Source organism: Kitasatospora sp. NPDC097691 (assembly GCF_040302665.1).
In the GTDB taxonomy this organism is placed as follows: domain Bacteria; phylum Actinomycetota; class Actinomycetes; order Streptomycetales; family Streptomycetaceae; genus Kitasatospora.
Window position 1 is genome coordinate 19,815 of record NZ_JBEORY010000056.1, and the last position, 19,293, is coordinate 39,107.

General features: G+C 72.7%; 21 protein-coding genes. 17 read left to right on the top strand and 4 right to left on the bottom strand.

The window, feature by feature from the left end:
• Window positions 1-34: 34 nt before the first annotated feature.
• From ABTY56_RS29965 to ABTY56_RS29985, 5 genes are all read left to right on the top strand, one after another.
• On the top strand, window positions 35-472 hold the full coding sequence (locus ABTY56_RS29965) for a GntR family transcriptional regulator (protein ID WP_350632490.1): 438 nt from the start codon (window positions 35-37) through the stop codon (window positions 470-472).
• Complete coding sequence (locus ABTY56_RS29970; protein WP_350632491.1) at window positions 472-1,398, top strand: ATP-binding cassette domain-containing protein; 927 nt, start codon at window positions 472-474, stop codon at window positions 1,396-1,398. Before ABTY56_RS29965 ends, ABTY56_RS29970 begins: the two co-directional genes overlap by 1 nt.
• On the top strand, window positions 1,395-2,360 hold the full coding sequence (locus tag ABTY56_RS29975) for an ABC-2 membrane transporter-related protein (protein ID WP_350632492.1): 966 nt from the start codon (window positions 1,395-1,397) through the stop codon (window positions 2,358-2,360). Before ABTY56_RS29970 ends, ABTY56_RS29975 begins: the two co-directional genes overlap by 4 nt.
• A 119-nt stretch (window positions 2,361-2,479) precedes the next feature.
• Window positions 2,480-3,316, top strand: coding sequence for a chitosanase (locus ABTY56_RS29980; RefSeq protein ID WP_350632493.1), 837 nt, complete (start codon window positions 2,480-2,482; stop codon window positions 3,314-3,316).
• Between the two features lie 264 nt (window positions 3,317-3,580).
• A complete protein-coding gene (locus ABTY56_RS29985) occupies window positions 3,581-4,672 on the top strand; it encodes a sugar ABC transporter substrate-binding protein (protein ID WP_350632494.1) in 1,092 nt (363 codons plus the stop codon).
• 94 nt (window positions 4,673-4,766) lie between these two features.
• Here the strand turns inward: ABTY56_RS29985 and ABTY56_RS29990 are convergent, their stop codons facing one another.
• Complete coding sequence (locus ABTY56_RS29990; RefSeq protein ID WP_350632495.1) at window positions 4,767-5,636, bottom strand: 3-hydroxybutyryl-CoA dehydrogenase; 870 nt, start codon at window positions 5,634-5,636, stop codon at window positions 4,767-4,769.
• Between the two features lie 313 nt (window positions 5,637-5,949).
• On the opposite strand from ABTY56_RS29990, the gene ABTY56_RS29995 reads away from it, so the two are divergent.
• Window positions 5,950-6,768: an SDR family NAD(P)-dependent oxidoreductase gene (locus tag ABTY56_RS29995; protein WP_350632496.1), complete on the top strand. Its 819-nt coding sequence runs from the start codon at window positions 5,950-5,952 to the stop codon at window positions 6,766-6,768.
• 15 nt (window positions 6,769-6,783) lie between these two features.
• Here the strand turns inward: ABTY56_RS29995 and ABTY56_RS30000 are convergent, their stop codons facing one another.
• Window positions 6,784-7,692: a polysaccharide deacetylase family protein gene (locus tag ABTY56_RS30000; RefSeq protein WP_350632497.1), complete on the bottom strand. Its 909-nt coding sequence runs from the start codon at window positions 7,690-7,692 to the stop codon at window positions 6,784-6,786.
• Between the two features lie 209 nt (window positions 7,693-7,901).
• On the opposite strand from ABTY56_RS30000, the gene ABTY56_RS30005 reads away from it, so the two are divergent.
• From ABTY56_RS30005 to ABTY56_RS30020, 4 genes are all read left to right on the top strand, one after another.
• Window positions 7,902-8,786, top strand: coding sequence for an SAM-dependent methyltransferase (locus ABTY56_RS30005; protein WP_350632498.1), 885 nt, complete (start codon window positions 7,902-7,904; stop codon window positions 8,784-8,786).
• Between the two features lie 124 nt (window positions 8,787-8,910).
• Window positions 8,911-9,123, top strand: a complete 213-nt coding sequence (locus ABTY56_RS30010; RefSeq protein ID WP_350632499.1) for a hypothetical protein — start codon at window positions 8,911-8,913, stop codon at window positions 9,121-9,123.
• An 81-nt stretch (window positions 9,124-9,204) separates the two neighbouring features.
• Window positions 9,205-9,696, top strand: coding sequence for a hypothetical protein (locus ABTY56_RS30015; protein WP_350632500.1), 492 nt, complete (start codon window positions 9,205-9,207; stop codon window positions 9,694-9,696).
• Window positions 9,697-9,733: 37 nt separating this feature from the next.
• Window positions 9,734-10,258 carry an FBP domain-containing protein gene (locus ABTY56_RS30020; RefSeq protein ID WP_350632501.1) on the top strand — a complete coding sequence of 175 codons (525 nt, stop codon included), beginning with the start codon at window positions 9,734-9,736 and terminating at the stop codon, window positions 10,256-10,258.
• An 18-nt stretch (window positions 10,259-10,276) separates the two neighbouring features.
• Here ABTY56_RS30020 and ABTY56_RS30025 read toward each other — a convergent pair whose 3' ends face one another.
• Window positions 10,277-10,651 carry an RNA-binding S4 domain-containing protein gene (locus tag ABTY56_RS30025; RefSeq protein WP_350632502.1) on the bottom strand — a complete coding sequence of 125 codons (375 nt, stop codon included), beginning with the start codon at window positions 10,649-10,651 and terminating at the stop codon, window positions 10,277-10,279.
• 124 nt (window positions 10,652-10,775) lie between these two features.
• A complete protein-coding gene (locus tag ABTY56_RS30030; protein WP_350523769.1) occupies window positions 10,776-11,180 on the bottom strand; it encodes a VOC family protein in 405 nt (134 codons plus the stop codon).
• A gap of 96 nt (window positions 11,181-11,276) precedes the next feature.
• Between ABTY56_RS30030 and ABTY56_RS30035 the strand changes: the two genes are divergently transcribed.
• From ABTY56_RS30035 to argH, 7 genes are all read left to right on the top strand, one after another.
• On the top strand, window positions 11,277-12,488 hold the full coding sequence (locus ABTY56_RS30035; protein WP_350632503.1) for a methyltransferase: 1,212 nt from the start codon (window positions 11,277-11,279) through the stop codon (window positions 12,486-12,488).
• Window positions 12,489-12,630: 142 nt separating this feature from the next.
• The gene (gene argC, locus ABTY56_RS30040; RefSeq protein ID WP_350523768.1) at window positions 12,631-13,659 is read left to right on the top strand and encodes an N-acetyl-gamma-glutamyl-phosphate reductase; all 1,029 of its coding nucleotides are present in this window, start codon (window positions 12,631-12,633) and stop codon (window positions 13,657-13,659) included.
• Window positions 13,660-13,673: 14 nt separating this feature from the next.
• A complete protein-coding gene (gene argJ / locus ABTY56_RS30045; protein WP_350632525.1) occupies window positions 13,674-14,828 on the top strand; it encodes a bifunctional glutamate N-acetyltransferase/amino-acid acetyltransferase ArgJ in 1,155 nt (384 codons plus the stop codon).
• Between the two features lie 176 nt (window positions 14,829-15,004).
• The gene (argB, locus tag ABTY56_RS30050; protein WP_350632526.1) at window positions 15,005-15,880 is read left to right on the top strand and encodes an acetylglutamate kinase; all 876 of its coding nucleotides are present in this window, start codon (window positions 15,005-15,007) and stop codon (window positions 15,878-15,880) included.
• Window positions 15,877-17,082 carry an acetylornithine transaminase gene (locus tag ABTY56_RS30055; protein WP_350632504.1) on the top strand — a complete coding sequence of 402 codons (1,206 nt, stop codon included), beginning with the start codon at window positions 15,877-15,879 and terminating at the stop codon, window positions 17,080-17,082. The genes argB and ABTY56_RS30055 overlap by 4 nt, the downstream gene beginning before the upstream one ends.
• Before the next feature lie 23 nt (window positions 17,083-17,105).
• Window positions 17,106-17,654 carry an arginine repressor gene (locus ABTY56_RS30060; protein ID WP_049652068.1) on the top strand — a complete coding sequence of 183 codons (549 nt, stop codon included), beginning with the start codon at window positions 17,106-17,108 and terminating at the stop codon, window positions 17,652-17,654.
• Between the two features lie 113 nt (window positions 17,655-17,767).
• Complete coding sequence (gene argH, locus ABTY56_RS30065; protein WP_350632505.1) at window positions 17,768-19,192, top strand: argininosuccinate lyase; 1,425 nt, start codon at window positions 17,768-17,770, stop codon at window positions 19,190-19,192.
• Window positions 19,193-19,293 lie beyond the last annotated feature (101 nt).

The following is a 19,293-nucleotide window of genomic DNA, read 5'->3' on the forward strand; positions in this document are numbered from 1 at the left end:
ACGTGGCATCAGTCCATCGCTTATCTCTTTACCTATGGAAGTAGATAAAGGTGACGACCGGCCCTCGCCCATCGAGTTCCGCCTGGACCCGGCCTCCGGTGTCCCGACCTACCTGCAGTTGGTGCAACAGGTCGAACAGGCGCTGCGGATGGGCTGGTTGACCGAGGGGGACCGGCTTCCCCGGGTGCGCGAGGTGGTGGCCGGGCTGGCGATCAACCCGAACACCGTGCTCAAGGCGTACCGCGAGCTGGAGCACCGCGGCCTCGCGGCCGGCCGTCGGGGTCAGGGCACCTTCGTGCGGGGGCTGCCCGCCGGGGTGGTGCCGCTGCGCGAACGGGCCGCGCTGCGGCGGGGGTTGCTGGACTGGATGCGCGCGGCGGGAGCCGCCGGGCTGGACGAGGAGGGGATGGTCGCGGTGTTCGAGGACGCGCTGCGCGACCTGCGTGAGGGGCGCGACGGGGTGGTGGCGTGATGGCGACGGACAACGTGATCGACTGCGGCGGGATCGGCAAGCGCTACCGCCGCTCCTGGGCCCTGCGGGACTGCCATCTCGCCGTCCCCGCCGGGCACGTGGTGGCCCTGGTCGGCCCGAACGGCGCCGGCAAGACCACGCTGCTCGGGCTTGCCGCCGGCCTGACCCTGCCGAGCGAGGGCGTCATGACCGTCCTCGGTGACCAACTCCCCGGCTCGCCGCGGGCCTTGGACCGGATCGGCTTCGTCGCCCAGAACGCCGCGCTCTACCCGGGCCTGCCCGTACGGGACCTGCTCGCGATGGGCCGCCACCTCAACCGCCGCTGGGACGACGCCCGGGCGCGCGCCCACCTGGAGGGCCTCGGCATCCCGCTGGAGCGCAAGTACGGACGCCTCTCCGGTGGCCAGCAGGCCCAGGTCTCGCTCGCCCTGGCACTCGCCAAGCGCCCCGAACTGCTGCTCCTGGACGAGCCGTTGGCCGCGCTCGACCCGCTCGCCCGGCACGACTTCATGGCCGTGCTGCTGACCGCGGTGGCCGAGGACGGCCTCTCGGTGATGTTCTCCTCGCACGCCGTCAGCGAGCTGCAGCAGAGCTGCGACTACCTGGTGGTGCTCGGCGGCGGCCGGGTCCAGGTGGCGGGAGAGGTCGACGACCTCCTGGGCGGCCACCGGATGCTCACCGGCCCGACCGCCGAGGCGGACCGGATCGCCGAGCAGCTGCCGGTGGTCCGCGACCGCCGGGCCGACGCGCAGTCCCACCTGCTGGTCCGCACCGGCGGCGTGGACGCCCCCGTCTCCGCCGGCTGGCGCCAACAGCGCGTCGGCCTGGAGGAGTTGGTGCTCGCCTACCTGCGGGAGCCGACCGCCTCCGCACTGCCCGGCCCGCGCGGGGCCGTCCGTCCGAACGAGAAGGTCCTGCTGTCGTGAGCTCCCTGACCCTCGCCCCGCCCCGCTCCGCCGTCCTGCGGGCGGCCGGGCTGCGCCACCGACCGGCGCTGCGGACCCTCCTGGGCGTCCTCGCCGGGCTGCTCCTCGTGCTGGCCGTCACCGGGTACTACGTCCATGCCGGGCTCGACCGCTCCGGTGCGGCCGGGTGCGACATGGCACTGCGGACCTGCAACGAGCGGTGGAAGGAGTTCCTGCGCGAGTACGGCGCCGAACTGGCGGTCGGCGGGAACGTGGTCTACTTCCTGGGCGGCGCCCTCGGGGCGTTCGTCGGGGCTCCGCTGCTCGCCCGGGAGTTCGAGCACGGCACCGTGCGCTTCGCCTGGACGCAGGGGGCCGGCCGCACCCGGTGGACGGTCGGCGGGCTGGTCGTCGTCGGCGGCGTGCTGGCCGTGGTGACGGTCCTGACGGCGGCGGTGCTCAACTGGTGGATCACTCCGCTGGCGGCCGGCGGGGGCCGGTTCGCTCCGCTGGTGTTCACCAGCGCCCCGCCCGCGCTGGTCGGCCGGGTGCTGCTGGTCTTCGCGCTGTCCGCGCTCGCCGGGGCCGTGCTGCGGCGGACGGTGGTGGCGGTGGGGATCGGGGTGGTGGCCTCGGTCGCGACCACCCTGGTGGCCGAGTCGCTGCGGTTCCACTACCGCGCTCCGCTCCAGGACACGGTGCACACGCTCGCCCAGACCTCGCTCGACCACCGCTGGGAGGGCGGCCTCTGGGTCACCGACCCGGCGGGGAACACGCTCGGCCTCGGCCGACTGTACGACCTGGGCGGTGACTACTACGGAGCCCAGAAGCTGCTGGGCGAGGGCGGCTACTCGCTGCACGAGTCCTACCAGCCGGAAAGTCGCTACTGGCCCTTCCAGTTCATCGAGTTCGGCTGGACGACCGCGCTCGCCGTCGTCCTGGGCGCGGCGGCGGTCTGGTGGGTCCGGCGCAGGGCGGTCTGACCGGCGGGTCCCTTGATCACTTGAAGAGTTTCCGTCAAAACCCTTGCGGGAGTGCGGGCGGACGGCGTTTCCTTCTCGTTAGGAAAGTTTCCTAACCCATCGAGGAATCGGAGCGTCCCATGCGCCCTCAGCCCCGTCGCGCCCTCCGCATCGCCCTTGCCGCCGCCCTGGTGGCCGCGCCCCTCACCGTCGCGGCCACCTCGGCGGCCCAGGCCGCCCCGGCCCCGGCCGTCCAGCTCAAGGGCGTCGGGCTGGACGACCCGCACAAGAAGGACATCGCCATGCAGCTGGTGTCCAGCGCGGAGAACTCGTCGCTGGACTGGAAGGCCCAGTACAAGTACATCGAGGACATCAAGGACGGCCGGGGCTACACCGCCGGCATCATCGGCTTCTGTTCCGGCACCGGTGACATGCTGGAGCTGGTCCAGCACTACACCGACCTCAAGCCCGGCAACGTCCTGGCGAAGTACCTGCCCGCGCTGAAGAAGGTCAACGGCACCGACTCGCACGCCGGCCTCGGCTCCGCGTTCGAGCGCGACTGGGCCGCCGCCGCCAAGGACACCGTCTTCCAGCAGGCCCAGAACGACGAGCGCGACCGGGTGTACTTCAACCCCGCCGTCAGCCAGGCGAAGAAGGACGGTCTGGGTGCGCTCGGCCAGTTCGCCTACTACGACGCCATCGTCATGCACGGGCCGGGCAACAGCTCGGACAGCTTCGGCGGCATCCGCGCCGCCGCCCTGAAGAAGGCCAAGACTCCCGCCCAGGGCGGCGACGAGGCCACCTACCTCAAGGCCTTCCTGGACGCCCGCAAGGTGGTCATGAAGAAGGAGGAGGCCCACTCCGACACCAGCCGGGTGGACACCGAGCAGATGGTCTTCCTCAACGCCAAGAACTTCGACCTCAACCCGCCGCTGAAGTGGAAGGTCTACGGCGACAGCTACACCATCAACAGTTGAGCCGTCACCGTCCCGACGGCGGGCGACCCCTTTCCCCGGGGCCGCCCGCCGTCGGTTTTCGTTCCGCGCTTCCTTCAGGAGTCGACTCCACTCCGGAGCCGTCCGGCGGCCTTCCTGCGGCGATGCGCACGGATCATTCGCTCCATAACGAATCGGACAGGAGAAATAACGAAGACTCCTTCACTTATTGACGCATCGGCCCGGTGGCGCTTGACTCCCTTCCCTGCCGCGACGCCGCGGCGCGTACAGGAGGCACCACCGATCATGAACAGACCCATGCGTCTCGCGGCCGCGGGAACGACCGCCGTGTTGCTCACGCTCACCCTCGCGGCCTGCGGCCAGACCGTCGCACCGCAGCAGCCGGCGGCCGGCGGGAGTGAACGGAGCATCGGTCTGCTTCTACCGGAGAACACCTCCTCCACCCGCTACGAGGCCTTCGACAGGCCGCTGATCCAGCAGACGGTCACCAGCCTCTGCCCGAGGTGCACGATCAGCTACGCCAACGCGAACGGGAACGAGAGCACCCAGAAGCGCCAGTTCGACGACATGCTGGCCCAGGGCGTCAAGGTCATCCTGCTCGACCCGGTCAACGCCAATGGCACCGCCCCGTGGGTCGAGGCCGCCGCTGCCAAGGGCGTGAAGGTCGTCGCCTACGACCGGCTGGCCGCCGGCAAGGTCGCCGCCTACGTGTCCTTCGACAACGGACGCACCGGTGAACTCCAGGGCCAGACCCTGTTGGACGCGCTCGGCCCGAAGGCCGCCTCGGCCAATGTCGTGATGATCAACGGCGCCGACTCCGACCCCAACGCGGCGCAGTTCAAGGCGGGCGCGCACCGCGCTCTGGACGGCAAGGTCAAGAAGATCGCCTACGAGCAGTCCGGCGAGTGGAAGCCGGAGGTGGCCACGGCGAAGATGAACGAGGCCATCCAAAGCCTGGGCAAGGACGGCATCCAGGCCGTCTACGCGGCCAACGACGGCATGGCCGCGGCCGTCATCGAGTCGCTGAAGGCGGCGGGCATCAAGAACGTGCCCGTGGGCGGTCAGGACGCGTCCATGGACGCGGTGCGCCGGGTCCTCACCGGCGAGCAGACCTACACCATCTACAAGCCGTACAAGCCCGAGGCGGACGCGGCCGGCAGCATCGCCGTCGAGCTGGTCGAGGGCCTGGACATCAGCTCGACGGCGACCGCGGTCACCGACAGCGGCGGGCTGCACATCCCGTCCCTGCTGCTCACCCCGATCGTGGTGACAAAGGCGAAGGTGCAGGTCACGGTGGTCGGCGGCGGCCTCTACAAGGCCGCCGACATCTGCACGCCGCAGTACGCGGACGCCTGCGCGGCGGCCGGCGTCAAGTAGCGGAGGACCGGCTCCCCGCCCCGCGGGGCGGGGAGCCGGCCGCGTCGCCCCCGGCACTCCCTGCCCGGCCGTACAACGGGTGGGGCCGGCTCGGTCAGGCGCTCGCGGTGTAGTCGTAGAAGCCGCGGCCGGACTTGCGGCCGAGCAGGCCCGCGTCGACCATCCGGGAGAGCAGCGGGGGAGCGGCGTACAGCGGCTCCTTGTACTCGTCGTACATCGACTCGGCGATCGAGACGATGGTGTCCAGGCCGATCAGGTCGCACAGGCGCAGCGGGCCCATCGGGTGGGCGCAGCCGGCCTCCATGCCCTTGTCGATGTCGGAGGCGGTGGCCACGCCCGACTCGAACATCCGCACCGCGGACAGCAGGTACGGCACCAGCAGCGCGTTGACCACGAAACCGGCCCGGTCGCGGGCGCGGATCGGCTCCTTGGCGAGCACCTGGGAGGCGAAGGCCTCGACCCGCTCGGTGGTGGCCGCCGAGGTGGTCAGGGTCGGGATGACCTCGACCAGCTTCTGCACCGGCGCCGGGTTGAAGAAGTGCAGGCCGATCACCTGCTCCGGGCGGGAGGTGGCGGCGGCCAGCTTCACGATCGGGATCGAGGAGGTGTTGGAGGCGAGGATCGCGTCCCGGCGCTTGATGACCTGGTCCAGGGTCTGGAAGATCCGGACCTTGATGTCCTCGCGCTCGGCGACGGCCTCGACCACCAGGTCGCGGTCGGCGAAGTCGGCCAGGTCGACGGTGAAGGACAGCCGGGCCATCGCCTCGTCCCGCTGCTCGGGGGTCAGCTTGCCGCGCTTGACCGCCGTGTCCAGGGAGTTGGTCAGCCGCGTACGGCCGAGCTCCAGCGCCTCACCGGTGGCCTCCGACACCAGGACGTCCAGCCCGGCCCGGGCGAAGACCTCGGCGATGCCCGACCCCATCAGACCGCAGCCGACTACTCCGACGCGCGCGATGTCACTCACTCAGTTGCCCTTCGGTGGTGCTGGGGGTCGCCCAGCGACTGGTGGCCCAGCGAGCTGCTGGTCAGCGGGTCGGTGTACCGGAATGGGTGCACCGGTCACCGCCCCGACGACGTTACTACTCCGTACCGGCCAGTAGGTCACCCCCTCCCCGGCGGAGTGCCACCGCCGGTGGGTCCTCCGAACGGGTGAGGCGGCGGTCCCGGCCCGTGCGCCCGGGGCCGTCGCCGCCCCGCGGCCGACAGAATGCCGCAGACGGGGGCCGGGGACGGACAGCGGGCAGCGGACAGGGTCGGGGACGGGAAGGGAGCACACGGTGTCGACGGGATCGCTCGAAGGACAGGTCGCCCTGGTGACCGGCGCCGGCCGGGGCATCGGCCGGGAGATCGCCATCGGCCTGGCCGCCGAGGGGATGGCCGTCGGCCTGGTCGGCCGCACCCACGAGACGCTGACCGACACCCTCAAGGAGTGCGTCAAGCACGGCTCCCGGGGTGTCGCCGTCACCGCCGACGTCACCCGCCCCGGATCGGTGCGCGAGGCCGTCCGGCTGGTCGAGCGCGACCTCGGGCCGATCGACCTGCTGGTCAACAACGCCGGCCAGGTCGACCGCGCCGAGGTGCCGATCTGGGAGACCGACGCCAACCAGTGGTGGCAGGTGATCGAGACCAACCTGCGCGGCCCCTACAACCTGCTGCGCTGCGTGCTGCCCGGCATGGTCGCCCGGCGCAGCGGCCGGGTGGTCAACCTCAACTCCGGCTTCGCGCTGCGCCCGGACGGCAACTACACGGCGTACGCGACGTCCAAGGGCGCGCTGCTCCAGCTCTCCGACAACATGGCGGACTCGCTCGCGGAGCACGACGTCGTCGTGCTGGACATCAGCCCGGGCGCGGTGGCCACCGACATGACCGCCGGGATGCCGATGTTCAAGGACATGAAGACCTGGAGCTCCATCCCGTACATGGTGGCGGTCACCGTGGACGCCGCCCGCGGCCGCTTCGACGGGCTGCACGGGCGGTTCATCCACGCCGGACGGGACGACCTGGAGGAGCTGGTCGGCCGGGCCGACGCGATCCGCGCCGCGGACGCCCGCACGCTGCGGCTGCGCCCGTACAAGGACGACGACCCGATGGTCTGACCGGCCCCCGAGCCCTCACGCGCAGAGCTGGCTGGCGGTGACCGGCTTGAGCCCGGCCTTGGCGAGGCCGTCCAGGATGGCCGGCAGCGCGTCCACCGTGCACTGGTGGCCCATGTGCAGCGCGACCACGGAGCCGCCGCGCACCGAGTTCAGCACCCGGCGCTGCAGTTCGGCGGCCGAGGGGTCGTTGTAGTCGCGCGGGTCGACGTCGAAGGACAGCACGTGCTCGTAGCCGACGGCCTTGGCCTGCTCGCGCACCATCGGGGTGGCGTACTGCGCGGCGGACGGGCGGAACCAGCGGCCGATCGAGCCGGTGAGCCGCTGCAGCCGGTCGGCGCACTGGGCGATCTCGGCGCGTGCCTGGTCGGGCGTCATGGCGGAGATGTTGAGGTGGTTCTGGGTGTGGTTGCCCAGCTCGTGGCCGCCGTCCAGGATCCGCCGGGCCATCTGCGGCTGCTGGTCGAGCCAGCTGCCGACGACCATCACGGTCAGCTTGGCGCCGCGCTGCTCGGCGATCTCCAGCAGCGCGGTGGCCAGCTTCGGGTCCCCGCTGCCGTGGAAGGTGAGCGCCACGTTCTTGCCGGTGCGCGGCCCGTACACGACCTCGACCGGGGTGCCGGGCGCGAGCGGCGGCAGCGGGGGCGGGGTCGGCGGGGCGGAGGCCTGGGCGGCGGCCGGGGTGGCCTCGGCGGTGGGCTGGGGCTCAGTCGGGGCGGTCGGGGCGGGGGAGGCCGGGCCCTCCCCGCCGTTCCAGGCCGGGTCGGTGACGTGCTGCGGGTCGACGGTGCCCGGGTGTGCGGCCAACGCCCCGGGATCGGCCCGGCGGGGGACGTCGGTGCCGCAGGCGGTGAGGAGGCCACCGGTGGCGGAGAGGGCGGCCAGCTTGGCGGCGGTGCGCAGTACGGTGCGGCGGTCGGCAGTCATCGGCAGCCAGCATAGAGAGCACGGCCGGGGCGGGCGATCCGGTATGACCGGTCCGTAGCGTCCTTGACGTGCACACATTCTGTCTACGGGCGTTGCGTAAACCTGAACTCCCGCTGTTTCCACGGTGTGTCGTTGGATACGATCACCGCGCACCGCGTGTTGACGGGCGGTCGCACAATTCCGGCATTGCGCATTGGGGGCGGAACAGGATGCACGACGACACCACGGCCACCGGCCAGGCGAGCGGCACCGACTGGGACTGGGCCAGGGCGGACGACTGGCAGCCGCCGGGCGAGCTGGACACCGGCATCCCGCACACGGCCCGGATGTACGACTACTACCTCGGCGGCAAGGACAACTTCGAAGCCGACCGCAAGGCCGCCCAGGCCGCGATAGCCGCCTACCCGGCGCTGCCGCTGCTGGCCCGCACCAACCGGCAGTTCCTCGGCCGCGCCGTGCAGTTCGCGGCCGACCGGGGCATCCGCCAGTTCGTCGACATCGGCACCGGCATCCCGGCCGTCGGCTCCACCAGCGAGGTCGCCCAGCGGGTCGCCCCGGACGCCCGCGTGGTGTACGTGGACAACGACCCGATCGTCGCCACCCACGCCCGCGCCCTGCTGGCGAGCCACCCCGCCGGGCACACCTCGGTGATCGAGGCCGACCTGCGCGACCCGGCCGCGATCCTCGCCCACCCCGGGCTGGCCGCCGCCGTCGACCTCTCCCGGCCGGTCGCGCTGATGCTGGTCGCCGTCCTGCACTTCATCCGCGACGAGGACGGTGCTCAGCAGATCGTGCGCACCCTGCGCGACGCGCTCGCGCCCGGCAGCGCCCTGATCCTCTCGCACGGCAGCCCCGACTTCGCCTCCCGCGAGAGCGCCGCCGAGGGCGCCCGCATCTACAAGAGCGCCAGCGCCCCGCTCGTCCTGCGCCCCCGGGCCGGTGTCGAACCCTTCTTCGGCGACTTCGAGTTCGTCGGCCCCGGGCTCGTCCAGCTCCCGCTCTGGCGCCCCACCGCCGGGCACGTGCCCACCACGGAACTGCCCGAGGGCTGGCAGGACGTCTCCGCGTACGCGGGCGTCGCCTTCAAGCCGTAACCGCCGGCCCGAGACCGGTACGGACCGAGCCCGGTCCCGGCGCCTCCCTCCTGCGCCGGGACCGGGTCACCGCAGCCTACGCACCCGCACTGACAACGCCTCACCCGCCCCGGTAGCCTGCGGCGTGACCACCACCCTGCCGCCGTTGCCCGCCGACGTCGTCGACCTGCTGCGGGCCCTCGCGGCGCCGCCCCGACTGGTCGCCCACCTCGCGCTGGTGCACGAGGTCGCCGAGGAGATCGCCGAGTTCTGCGCCCGCGAGGGCCTGGAGTTCGACCGCGAGGCCGTGCGCTACGGCGCCGCCACCCATGACATCGGGAAGACCGTCCACCCGTAGGGTCTGTCGTCAGACTCCCGCCTGCGGGGCGACGCTGGGGCACGCACCTCGCGGCGTTGTCGTCGGTCGCCGATGCTCCGCATGGACTCCCTCCTCCGCCTTGCGATGCACGCACCCCAACGCCGCCCCGCCCGCCCTCCGGGCGGACGACGGGAGTCTGACGACAGGCCCTCCGAACTCTCCGCGCCCGGCTCCGCGCACGAGGCCGTCGGCCACGCGCTGCTGCTCGCCCGCGGCGTCCCCGAGCGGCTCGCCCGCTTCGCCCGCAGCCACGCGAGTTGGGGCGAGCCCGGCGTCACCGTCGAGGAACTGCTGGTCAGCCTGGCCGACAAGGCCTGGAAGAACAAGCGCGTCCCGGACCTGGAGGACCGGGTGGTCGACCGGCTCGCCGCCGCCGGCGGCCGGGAACGCTGGGAGGCCTTCCTCGCGCTGGACGACCTGCTCACCCGGATCGGCGAGGACGCCCCGCGGCGGCTCGCCGTCCAGGCCGAACACCCGGTCCGGGTCGAGCACCCAGTCGGGCCGAGCACCCCGTCCGGACCGAGCAACCCCGTACGAACCGGGAGAAATTGACGCGACAGGGCCTGCGGAGCAGTGTTAGCTTCCGGGCATGGAACCCCTGAGCGAGAACGAGATCCGCGCGTCCTTCGTCAACTGCTCCAAGGGCGAGGCCCGTCGGCTCAACCTGCCCCGGGGCCTGGCCGAACTGCCCTGGGAGAACCTGGACTTCCTCGGCTGGCGGGACCAGGGCGCGCCCGACCGCGCCTACCTGGTGGCCCGGCACGGCGGCGAGCTCGTCGGCGTGACGCTGCGGGTGCCGACGGTCCGGCGCAGCCTGACCAAGAGCAACGTCTGCTCGCTGTGCATCACCACGCATGCCGGCACCGGCGTCGCGCTGCTCGCCGCCCGCCGGGCCGGCGCGGCCGGGCGCGAGGGCAACACGGTCGGGACGTACATCTGCGCCGACCTCGCCTGCTCGCTGTACGTGCGCGGGCTGAAGAAGTCCACCCTGGTCACCAGGCCCGACGAGTCGCTGCCGCTGGAGGAGCAGATCGCCCGGACGGTGGGCAACCTCGACGCCTTCCTCGGCAAGGTGCTCACCGACACCTCCGCCGCGGCCGCCGTGTCCGCGTAGGGCCCAGGAGCCCCGGGCTCAGTGCCCGCGCAGCTCGTCCAGCTCGCGGCGCTCCCGCTTGGTCGGGCGTCCGGCCCCGCGGTCCCGCTGCCCGGCCGCCGCGACGAACTCGCGCGGCGGCCGCGGCGGGCTGTTGTCGACCAGGCACTCCGCCGCCGCCTCGGCGCCGACCCGCTTGCGGATCAGCTTCCGCACCACCACGACCCGCTCGTGGTTCTCCTCGCGGACCCGGACCTCGTCGCCGGGCTTCAGCGCCTGGGCCGGCTTGGCCCGCTCCCCGTTCACCCGGACGTGCCCGGCCCGGCAGGCGGCCGCCGCCAGCGCCCGCGTCTTGACCAGCCGGACCGACCAGATCCAGCTGTCCACCCGCACGCTTCCCTCGTGTTCAGCCATCCTCGGAGCCTACCCAAGCGGTCGGGTCGTGCCGGGCCCGCACGGCCGGGGCGCGCGCTCACGGGACTCCGCGCAGCCGCGCCGCAGCAGTGCCCGCACCGCCGTCCGCGCCGCGTCCGCGGGCCTACGCCGCGCGCGGCGCCTCCTGGACCGCCCAGCCGTTCCCGTCCGGGTCGTTGAAGAACACGAAGTTGTTCCACGCCTCGCCGTGGCCGTTCACCCGGGCCCCCGCCACGAAGTGCTGGACCGGGCTCACCTCCACGCCCCGCGCCCGCAGTTCGGCGTGCGCCTTCTCGATGTCCGCCACCACCAGCTGGAGGCCCTTGACGGACCCGGGCGGTGAGTCGATCACCCCCTTGCCCACCACGATCGAGCAGGGCGAGCCCGGGGGAGTCAGCTGGACCACCCGGACCCCGTCCCGCAGACGGGTGTCGTGGTCCACCGTGAAGCCGGCCTGCTCCTCGTAGAAGAGCTTCGCGCGGTCCACGTCGGACACCGGGACCACCACGACTTCGAGCTTCCAGTCCATCGCCCTCACCCCTCTCGGTCGGGCTCTTCCAGTATCCGTCCGGCGGCCGTCATCCAAAACTGTTCCCCGCTGCCCGTCCGATAGCCTGAGAACACGATGAATCCCCAGACCACGCCCGCCGCGACCCCGCAGGCCAGCTCGCTGGCCACCCCGTGGGGCACCTTCGACCTCACCCGCTTCCCCGAGGACTCGCGCGAGCGGCTCCGGGCCTGGGACGCCGCCGACGAGTACCTGCTGCGCCACCTCGCGGGCGAGGCGGCGAGCGCGGCCGGCGCCGCGACCGAGCTGGCCGACCGCCGGATCGCCGTCCTCGGCGACCGCTGGGGTGCGCTGACCACCGCGCTCGCCGGATTCCGGCCGGTCCAGATCTCCGAGTCCCACCTCGGCCGACAGGCCACCCTCGCCAACCTGGCCCGGGCCGGTGCCGCCGTCGACCGGGACCGGCTGCTCAGCACCCGGGACACCCCGCCGGAGCGGATCGACGTGTTGCTGGTGCGCGTCCCCAAGAGCCTGGCCCTGCTGGAGGACCAGCTGCACCGGCTCGCCCCCGCGATCCACCCCGGCACCGTGGTGATCGGCACCGGCATGGTCACCGAGATCCACACCTCCACGCTCCAGCTCTTCGAGCGGATCCTCGGCCCGACCCGCACCTCGCTCGCCGTCCGCAAGGCCCGGCTGATCTTCTCCACCCCGGACCCGGCGCTCGACCCCGGCCCCAGCCCGTGGCCGCACCGCTACGCGCTGCCGTCGGACATCGGCCCCGCCGCCGGCCGTACGGTGGTCAACCACGCCGGCACCTTCTGCGCCGAGCGCCTCGACATCGGCACCCGCTTCTTCCTCGCCCACCTGCCCACCCCCGCGCCGGGCGCCCGGGTGGTGGACCTCGGCTGCGGCAACGGCGTGGTCGGTACGGCCGCGGCGCTCGCCGGGCCGGGCGCGGAGCTGCTCTTCGTGGACGAGTCGCACCAGGCGGTGGCCTCCGCCGAGGAGACCTTCCGCGCCAACCTGGGCCCGGACGCCCCGGCCGAGTTCCTCACCGCCGACGCGCTCGCGACGGACGCGGTCGCCCCCGGCTCGGTGGACCTGGTGCTCAACAACCCGCCGTTCCACTCCCACCAGGCCACCACCGACGCCACCGCGTGGCGGATGTTCACCGGCGCCAAGCGGGCGCTGCGGCCCGGCGGCGAACTCTGGGTGGTCGGCAACCGCCACCTCGGCTACCACGTCAAGCTGCGCCGCCTCTTCGGCAACTGCCGACTCGTGGCCGGCAACCCCAAGTTCGTGGTGCTGCGCGCCGTCAAGCGCTGACCCGCCCGCTCCGCCCGCCCCGCCCCGTCCCACCCGTCCCGCCCGCTCCGCCCCGGCCGTGCCCGGGCGGGGCTCCGGCGCATACTCCTTGCATGAATTTTCCGTCGCGCGTATATTCATGCCACGACTAAGGAGGAACGCCATGGCATTGCGAGTCGCCGTCGCCGGCGCGAGCGGGTACGCGGGCGGCGAGGTACTGCGTCTGCTGCTCGGCCACCCGGAGGTGGAGATCGGGGCGCTGACCGGCGGCTCGAACGCGGGCACCAGGCTGGGCGCGCTGCAGCCGCACCTGATCCCGCTCGCCGACCGCGTCCTCGAACCCACCACCCCCGAGGTGCTGGCCGATCACGACGTGGTGTTCCTGGCGCTGCCCCACGGCCAGTCCGCCGCCGTCGCCGAGGCCCTCGGCCAGAACGTCCTGGTGGTGGACTGCGGCGCCGACTTCCGGCTCAAGGCCGCCGCCGACTGGGAGCAGTTCTACGGCTCCGCGCACGCCGGCACCTGGCCCTACGGCCTGCCCGAACTCCCCGGCCACCGCGCCGCGTTGAAGGGCAGCAACCGGATCGCCGTGCCCGGCTGCTACCCGACGGCCGTCTCGCTCGCGCTGTTCCCCGCGTACGCGGCCGGGCTCGCCGAGCCGGAGGCCGTGGTGGTCGCCGCCTCCGGCACCTCCGGTGCGGGCAAGGCCGCCAAGCCGCACCTGCTGGGCAGCGAGGTGATGGGCAGCGTCAGCCCGTACGGCGTCGGCGGCGTGCACCGGCACACCCCCGAGATGGCCCAGAACCTCACCCCGCTCGCGGGCGAGCCGGTCACGGTCTCCTTCACCCCCACCCTCGTCCCGATGCCGCGCGGCATCCTCGCCACCTGCTCCGCCAAGGCGAAGCCCGGCGTGACCGCCGAGAGCCTGCGCGCCGCCTACACCGAGGCGTTCGCGGACGAGGCCTTCGTCCACCTGCTGCCCGAGGGGCAGTGGCCGCAGACCAGCAGCGTCTACGGCGCCAACACCGCCCTGGTCCAGGTCGCCCTGGACGCCACCGCCGGGCGGATCATCGCGATCAGCGCGATCGACAACCTGGTCAAGGGCACCGCCGGCGGCGCGGTGCAGAGCATGAACATCGCCCTCGGCCTTCCCGAGGAGCTGGGCCTTCCCGTGAACGGAGTCGCACCGTGAGCACTGCCACCAACGTGGGCGTGACAGCCGCCAAGGGCTTCCGCGCCGCCGGGGTGACGGCCGGCCTCAAGGCCTCCGGCGCCCCCGACCTCGCCCTGGTGGTCAACGACGGCCCGTCGCTCGCCGCGGCCGGTGTCTTCACCGCGAACCGGGTCAAGGCCGCGCCGGTGCTCTGGTCCGAGCAGGTCCTCAAGGGCGGACTGGTGTCCGCGGTCATCCTCAACTCCGGTGGTGCCAACGCCTGTACCGGCCCGCTCGGCTTCCAGGACACCCACGCCACCGCGGAGAAGGTCGCCGAGGAGCTGAAGCTCAACGCGGGCGAGGTCGCCGTCGCCTCCACCGGCCTGATCGGGGTCCGGCTGCCGATGGACATCCTGCTGCCCGGCGTCGGCCAGGCCGTCGGCGAGCTCAGCGAGACCGGGGGCGAGGCCGCCGCGATCGCCATCAAGACCACCGACACCGTGCACAAGACCGCCCAGTTCACCAGCCCGGCCGGCTGGACGGTCGGCGGCATGGCCAAGGGCGCGGGCATGCTCGCACCGAGCCTCGCCACCATGCTGGTCGTGCTCACCACCGACGCCGCCGTCGACAGCGCCGACCTGGACGCCGCCCTGCGCGGCGCCACCCGCACCACCTTCGACCGGATCGACTCCGACGGCTGCATGTCGACCAACGACACCGTGCTGCTGCTCGCCTCCGGCGCCAGCGGCGTCACCCCGGACCAGGCCGAGTTCGCCGAGGCCGTCCGCACGGTCAGCGCCGACCTGGCCCGCCGGCTGATCGGCGACGCCGAGGGCGCGAGCAAGGACATCCGGATCGACGTCACCGGCGCCGCCACCGAGGACGAGGCGGTCGAGGTCGCCCGGACGATCGGCCGCAACAACCTGCTCAAGTGCGCCATCCACGGCGAGGACCCCAACTGGGGCCGGGTGCTGGCCGCCATCGGCACCACCTCCGCCGCCTTCGACCCGAACGAGCTGGACGTCGCCATCAACGGTGTCTGGGTCTGCAAGGCCGGCGGCGTCGGCGAGGACCGCGACCTGGTGGACATGACGGGCCGCGACGTCGTCATCACCGCGAACCTCAACGCCGGTACGGCGAGCGCCTCGCTGTGGACCAACGACCTGACCGCTGACTACGTTCACGAGAACAGCGCCTACTCGACCTGATCCACGTCACTTCGTCCGCGACATCCTGACCCGCGGCACCACCGAACCGCGGCAGCAGCGGTCCGCGACATCCTTCCCCAGCCTCCGGCCGGGGGGACCCCCATCGACGAGGGAATCCCGTGCAGATCGCACCCAAGGGCGAACAGGCCCGCAACAACACCGCGTTGCCCAAGGCCATGACGCTGATCGAGGCGCTGCCGTGGCTGGAGCGCTTCCACGGCAAGACCGTCGTGATCAAGTTCGGCGGCAACGCCATGGTGGACGACGAGCTGAAGGCCGCGTTCGCCCAGGACGTCGTGTTCCTGCGCTACGCCGGACTCCACCCCGTCGTGGTGCACGGCGGCGGCCCGCAGATCAGTGCCCAGCTGGACAAGCTCGGCCTGGAGTCCAGCTTCACCAACGGCCTGCGGGTCACCACCCCCGAGACCATGGACGTGGTCCGGATGGTGCTGGCCGGCCAGGTGCAGCGCGAGCTGGTCGGCCTGCTCAACGAGCACGGCCCGTTCGCCGTCGGCATGACCGGCGAGGACGCGCACACCATGACAGCGGTCAAGCGCTACGCCGTGGTCGACGGCGAGCAGGTGGACATCGGCCTGGTCGGCGACATCGTCAACATCGAGGCCGGCGCGGTGAAGGCGCTGATCGCCGACGGCCGGATCCCGGTCATCTCCTCGATCGCGCGGGGCGCCGACGGCCACGTCTACAACATCAACGCCGACACCGCCGCCGCCGCCCTCGCGGTCGCGCTCGGCGCCGAGATGCTCGTCGTCCTCACCGACGTCGAGGGCCTCTACAAGGACTGGCCGAACTCCGACGACGTGATCAGCCAGCTCAACGCGAGCGAGCTGGACGAACTGCTGCCCGGCCTGGCCAGCGGCATGCTCCCCAAGATGGAGGGCTGCCTGCGCGCCGTCCGTTCCGGCGTGGGCACCGCCCGCGTCCTGGACGGCCGAGTGCCGCACAGCCTGCTGCTGGAGATCTTCACCGACGAGGGCATCGGCACGATGGTCGTGCCGGACGACGAACCGACCGTGACCGGGGGACTGGCATGACGCACAACGAGCAGCTCACCGAGCGGTGGCAGCACAGCTTCACCGACAACTACGGCACCCCGCGGATCCCGCTGGTGCGCGGCGAGGGCAGCAAGCTCTGGGACGCCGACGGCAAGGAGTACACCGACCTGCTCGGCGGCATCGCCGTCAACGCGCTCGGCACCGCCCACCCGGCCGTCGTCGAGGCGGTCGGCAAGCAGATCGCCACCCTCGGCCACGTCTCCAACCTCTTCATGGCCGAGCCCACCATCGCCCTCGCCGAGCGGCTGCTGGAGCTGGACGGCCGGCCGGGCGGGCGGGTGTTCTTCTGCAACTCCGGCGCCGAGGCCAACGAGGCCGCCTTCAAGATCAGCCGGCGCACCGGCCGCACCCACCTGGTCGCCCTCCAGGGCGCCTTCCACGGCCGGACGATGGGCGCCCTCGCGCTCACCGGCCAGCCCGCCAAGCAGGACCCGTTCCGCCCGCTGCCCGGCGACGTCACCCACGTCCCGTTCGGCGACGTCGAGGCACTGCGCGAGGCCGTCACCACGGACACCGCCGCGGTCTTCCTGGAGCCGATCCAGGGCGAGAACGGCGCCGTCCCGCTCCCGGACGGCTACCTGAAGGCGGCCCGCGAGATCACCCGGGCCACCGGCACCCTGCTCGTCCTGGACGAGATCCAGACCGGCGTCGGCCGTACCGGCCACTGGTACGCCCACCAGGCCTTCGAGGGCGTCGAGCCGGACGTCGTCACCCTGGCCAAGGCACTCGGCGGCGGGCTCCCGATGGGCGCCGTCATCGCCTTCGGGCAGGCCGCGGAGCTGCTCACCCCGGGCCAGCACGGCACCACCTTCGGCGGCAACCCGGTGGCCGCCGCGGCCGGGCTCGCGGTGCTGGACACCATCGAGTCCGAGGGTCTGCTGGAGCACGTCCGCAAGCTCGGCGAGCGGCTGCGGCACGGCATCGAGGCGATCGGCGACCCGCTGGTCTCGCACGTGCGCGGGGCCGGACTGCTGCTCGGCATCGTGCTCACCGCGCCGGTCTCGGCCCGGATCCAGGCCGTGGCGCAGGAGGCCGGCTTCCTCGTCAACGCGGCCGTTCCGGACGCCGTCCGACTGGCTCCGCCGCTCGTCCTGACCGAGCAGGAGGCGGACGCCTTCCTCGCGGCCCTGCCGGGCATCCTCCGGACGGTGCGCGAGAACGCCCCGGCCGATGCGAGCTGACCGTCGTCCGGGAGAATAATCACATGACCGCTTCCCACTCCGGCCCCTCCGCCGCCGGCCCGACGCCGCAGGTCCCGCAGACCCGCACCGCGCGCCACCGGCGGATCGTGGACCTGCTCACCCGCCAGCCCGTGCGTTCGCAGAGCCAGCTCGCCAAGCTGCTCGCCGACGACGGACTCGTGGTCACCCAGGCCACCCTCTCCCGGGACCTGGACGAGCTGGGCGCGGTCAAGATCCGCAACCGGGACGGCGCACTGATCTACGCCGTCCCGGCCGAGGGCGGCGACCGCACGCCGCGCGCACCGATGGGGGAGTCGGCCAGCGAGGGCCGGATGGCCCGGCTGGCCGGCGAGCTCATGGTCTCGGCGACGGCCTCCGGCAACCTGGTCGTGCTGCGCACCCCGCCGGGCGCCGCCCAGTTCCTCGCCTCGGCGATCGACCAGGCCGAGGTGTTCGAGATCATCGGCACCATCGCCGGCGACGACACCGTCCTGCTGATCAGCCGCGACCCGGCCGGCGGCCAGGCGCTCGCCGACCACCTCATGCAACTCGCCCAGGCGAAGGCGCAGTAGCGCCCGAGACCCACGACCCCGGCCGACGGATCCCGCTCGGCCGGGGTTTTGTGTTTCATACGCCGTCGTGCATACTTATGCCGTCCACTGTACATGCATGAAGGAGCCACGCGATGACCGCCCAGCAGTCCTCCGACGTCCGCCTCTGGGGCGCGCGCTTCGCCGACGGCCCGTCCGAGGCGCTGGCCAAGCTGTCCGCCTCGGTCCACTTCGACTGGCGGCTCGCGCCGTACGACATCGCCGGCTCCAAGGCCCACGCCCGGGTCCTGCACAAGGCCGGGCTGCTGTCCGACGACGAGCTGGCCGCCATGCTGGCCGGCCTCGACCGGCTGCTCGCCGACGTCGAGGCGGGCACCTTCACGGGCACCGTCGCCGACGAGGACGTCCACACCGCCCTGGAGCGCGGCCTGCTGGAGCGCCTCGGCGCCGAGCTCGGCGGCAAGCTGCGGGCCGGGCGCTCGCGCAACGACCAGATCGCCACCCTGTTCCGGATGTACCTGCGGGACCACGCGAAGACCATCGGCGGCCTGCTGCTCGACCTCCAGCAGGCCCTGGTCGGCCTCGCCGAGGCGCACCCGGACACCGCCATGCCGGGCCGCACCCACCTCCAGCACGCCCAGCCCGTGCTCTTCGCCCACCACGTCCTCGCGCACGTGCAGGCCCTCGGCCGGGACGCCGAGCGGCTGCGCCAGTGGGACGCCCGCACCGCCGTCTCGCCGTACGGCTCCGGGGCGCTGGCCGGCTCCTCGCTCGGCCTCGACCCGCAGGCCGTCGCCGCCGACCTCGGCTTCGAGGGCGGCTCGGTCGGCAACTCCATCGACGGCACGGCCTCGCGCGACTTCGTCGCCGAGTTCGCCTTCGTGACCGCGATGATCGGGATCAACCTCTCCCGGATCGCGGAGGAGGTGATCATCTGGAACACCAAGGAGTTCGGCTTCATCACGCTGCACGACGCCTTCTCCACCGGCTCCTCGATCATGCCGCAGAAGAAGAACCCGGACATCGCCGAGCTCGCCCGTGGCAAGTCCGGCCGCCTGATCGGCAACCTGACCGGCCTGCTGGCCACCCTCAAGGCGCTGCCGCTCGCCTACAACCGGGACCTCCAGGAGGACAAGGAGCCGGTCTTCGACTCCTGCGACACGCTGGAGGTGCTGCTGCCCGCGTTCACCGGGATGATGGCCACCCTCACCGTGCACCGGGAGCGGCTGGAGGAGCTCGCCCCGGCCGGCTTCTCGCTCGCCACCGACATCGCCGAGTGGCTGGTCAAGCAGGGCGTGCCGTTCCGGGTCGCGCACGAGGTGGCCGGCGCCTGCGTCAAGGTCTGCGAGGCCGAGGGCATCGAGCTGTCCGACCTGACGGACGAGCAGTTCGCCGCGATCTCCGGGCACCTGACGCCGGAGGTCCGTTCGGTGCTCAGCGTGCACGGCGCCATCGCCTCCCGCAACGGGCGCGGCGGCACCGCCCCCTCCGCGGTCGCGGTCCAGCTCGCCGAGGTGAAGGCGGATCTGGCGCGGCAGCAGGAGTGGGTCCGGGGCTGACCGGAGGCCGGCAGGGAGGAGGGGCGCGGCGGTCCGACCGGCGCGCCCCTCCGGCGTCCGTGCCACGGCCCGGGCGTAACCGGCCCCGCCCCCGGGCGTCA

What these genes read in the sequence shown, in the direction of transcription:
- ABTY56_RS29965 (WP_350632490.1), top strand. Translation starts at nt 35, where the DNA reads ATGGAAGTAGATAAAGGTGACGACCGGCCCTCGCCCATCGAGTTCCGC.
- ABTY56_RS29970 (WP_350632491.1), top strand. Translation starts at nt 472, where the DNA reads ATGGCGACGGACAACGTGATCGACTGCGGCGGGATCGGCAAGCGCTAC.
- ABTY56_RS29980 (WP_350632493.1), top strand. Translation starts at nt 2,480, where the DNA reads ATGCGCCCTCAGCCCCGTCGCGCCCTCCGCATCGCCCTTGCCGCCGCC.
- ABTY56_RS29985 (WP_350632494.1), top strand. Translation starts at nt 3,581, where the DNA reads ATGAACAGACCCATGCGTCTCGCGGCCGCGGGAACGACCGCCGTGTTG.
- ABTY56_RS30000 (WP_350632497.1), bottom strand. Translation starts at nt 7,692, where the DNA reads ATGACTGCCGACCGCCGCACCGTACTGCGCACCGCCGCCAAGCTGGCC.
- ABTY56_RS30005 (WP_350632498.1), top strand. Translation starts at nt 7,902, where the DNA reads ATGCACGACGACACCACGGCCACCGGCCAGGCGAGCGGCACCGACTGG.
- ABTY56_RS30015 (WP_350632500.1), top strand. Translation starts at nt 9,205, where the DNA reads ATGGACTCCCTCCTCCGCCTTGCGATGCACGCACCCCAACGCCGCCCC.
- ABTY56_RS30020 (WP_350632501.1), top strand. Translation starts at nt 9,734, where the DNA reads ATGGAACCCCTGAGCGAGAACGAGATCCGCGCGTCCTTCGTCAACTGC.
- ABTY56_RS30025 (WP_350632502.1), bottom strand. Translation starts at nt 10,651, where the DNA reads ATGGCTGAACACGAGGGAAGCGTGCGGGTGGACAGCTGGATCTGGTCG.
- ABTY56_RS30030 (WP_350523769.1), bottom strand. Translation starts at nt 11,180, where the DNA reads ATGGACTGGAAGCTCGAAGTCGTGGTGGTCCCGGTGTCCGACGTGGAC.
- ABTY56_RS30035 (WP_350632503.1), top strand. Translation starts at nt 11,277, where the DNA reads ATGAATCCCCAGACCACGCCCGCCGCGACCCCGCAGGCCAGCTCGCTG.
- argC (WP_350523768.1), top strand. Translation starts at nt 12,631, where the DNA reads ATGGCATTGCGAGTCGCCGTCGCCGGCGCGAGCGGGTACGCGGGCGGC.
- argB (WP_350632526.1), top strand. Translation starts at nt 15,005, where the DNA reads ATGACGCTGATCGAGGCGCTGCCGTGGCTGGAGCGCTTCCACGGCAAG.
- ABTY56_RS30055 (WP_350632504.1), top strand. Translation starts at nt 15,877, where the DNA reads ATGACGCACAACGAGCAGCTCACCGAGCGGTGGCAGCACAGCTTCACC.
- ABTY56_RS30060 (WP_049652068.1), top strand. Translation starts at nt 17,106, where the DNA reads ATGACCGCTTCCCACTCCGGCCCCTCCGCCGCCGGCCCGACGCCGCAG.
- argH (WP_350632505.1), top strand. Translation starts at nt 17,768, where the DNA reads ATGACCGCCCAGCAGTCCTCCGACGTCCGCCTCTGGGGCGCGCGCTTC.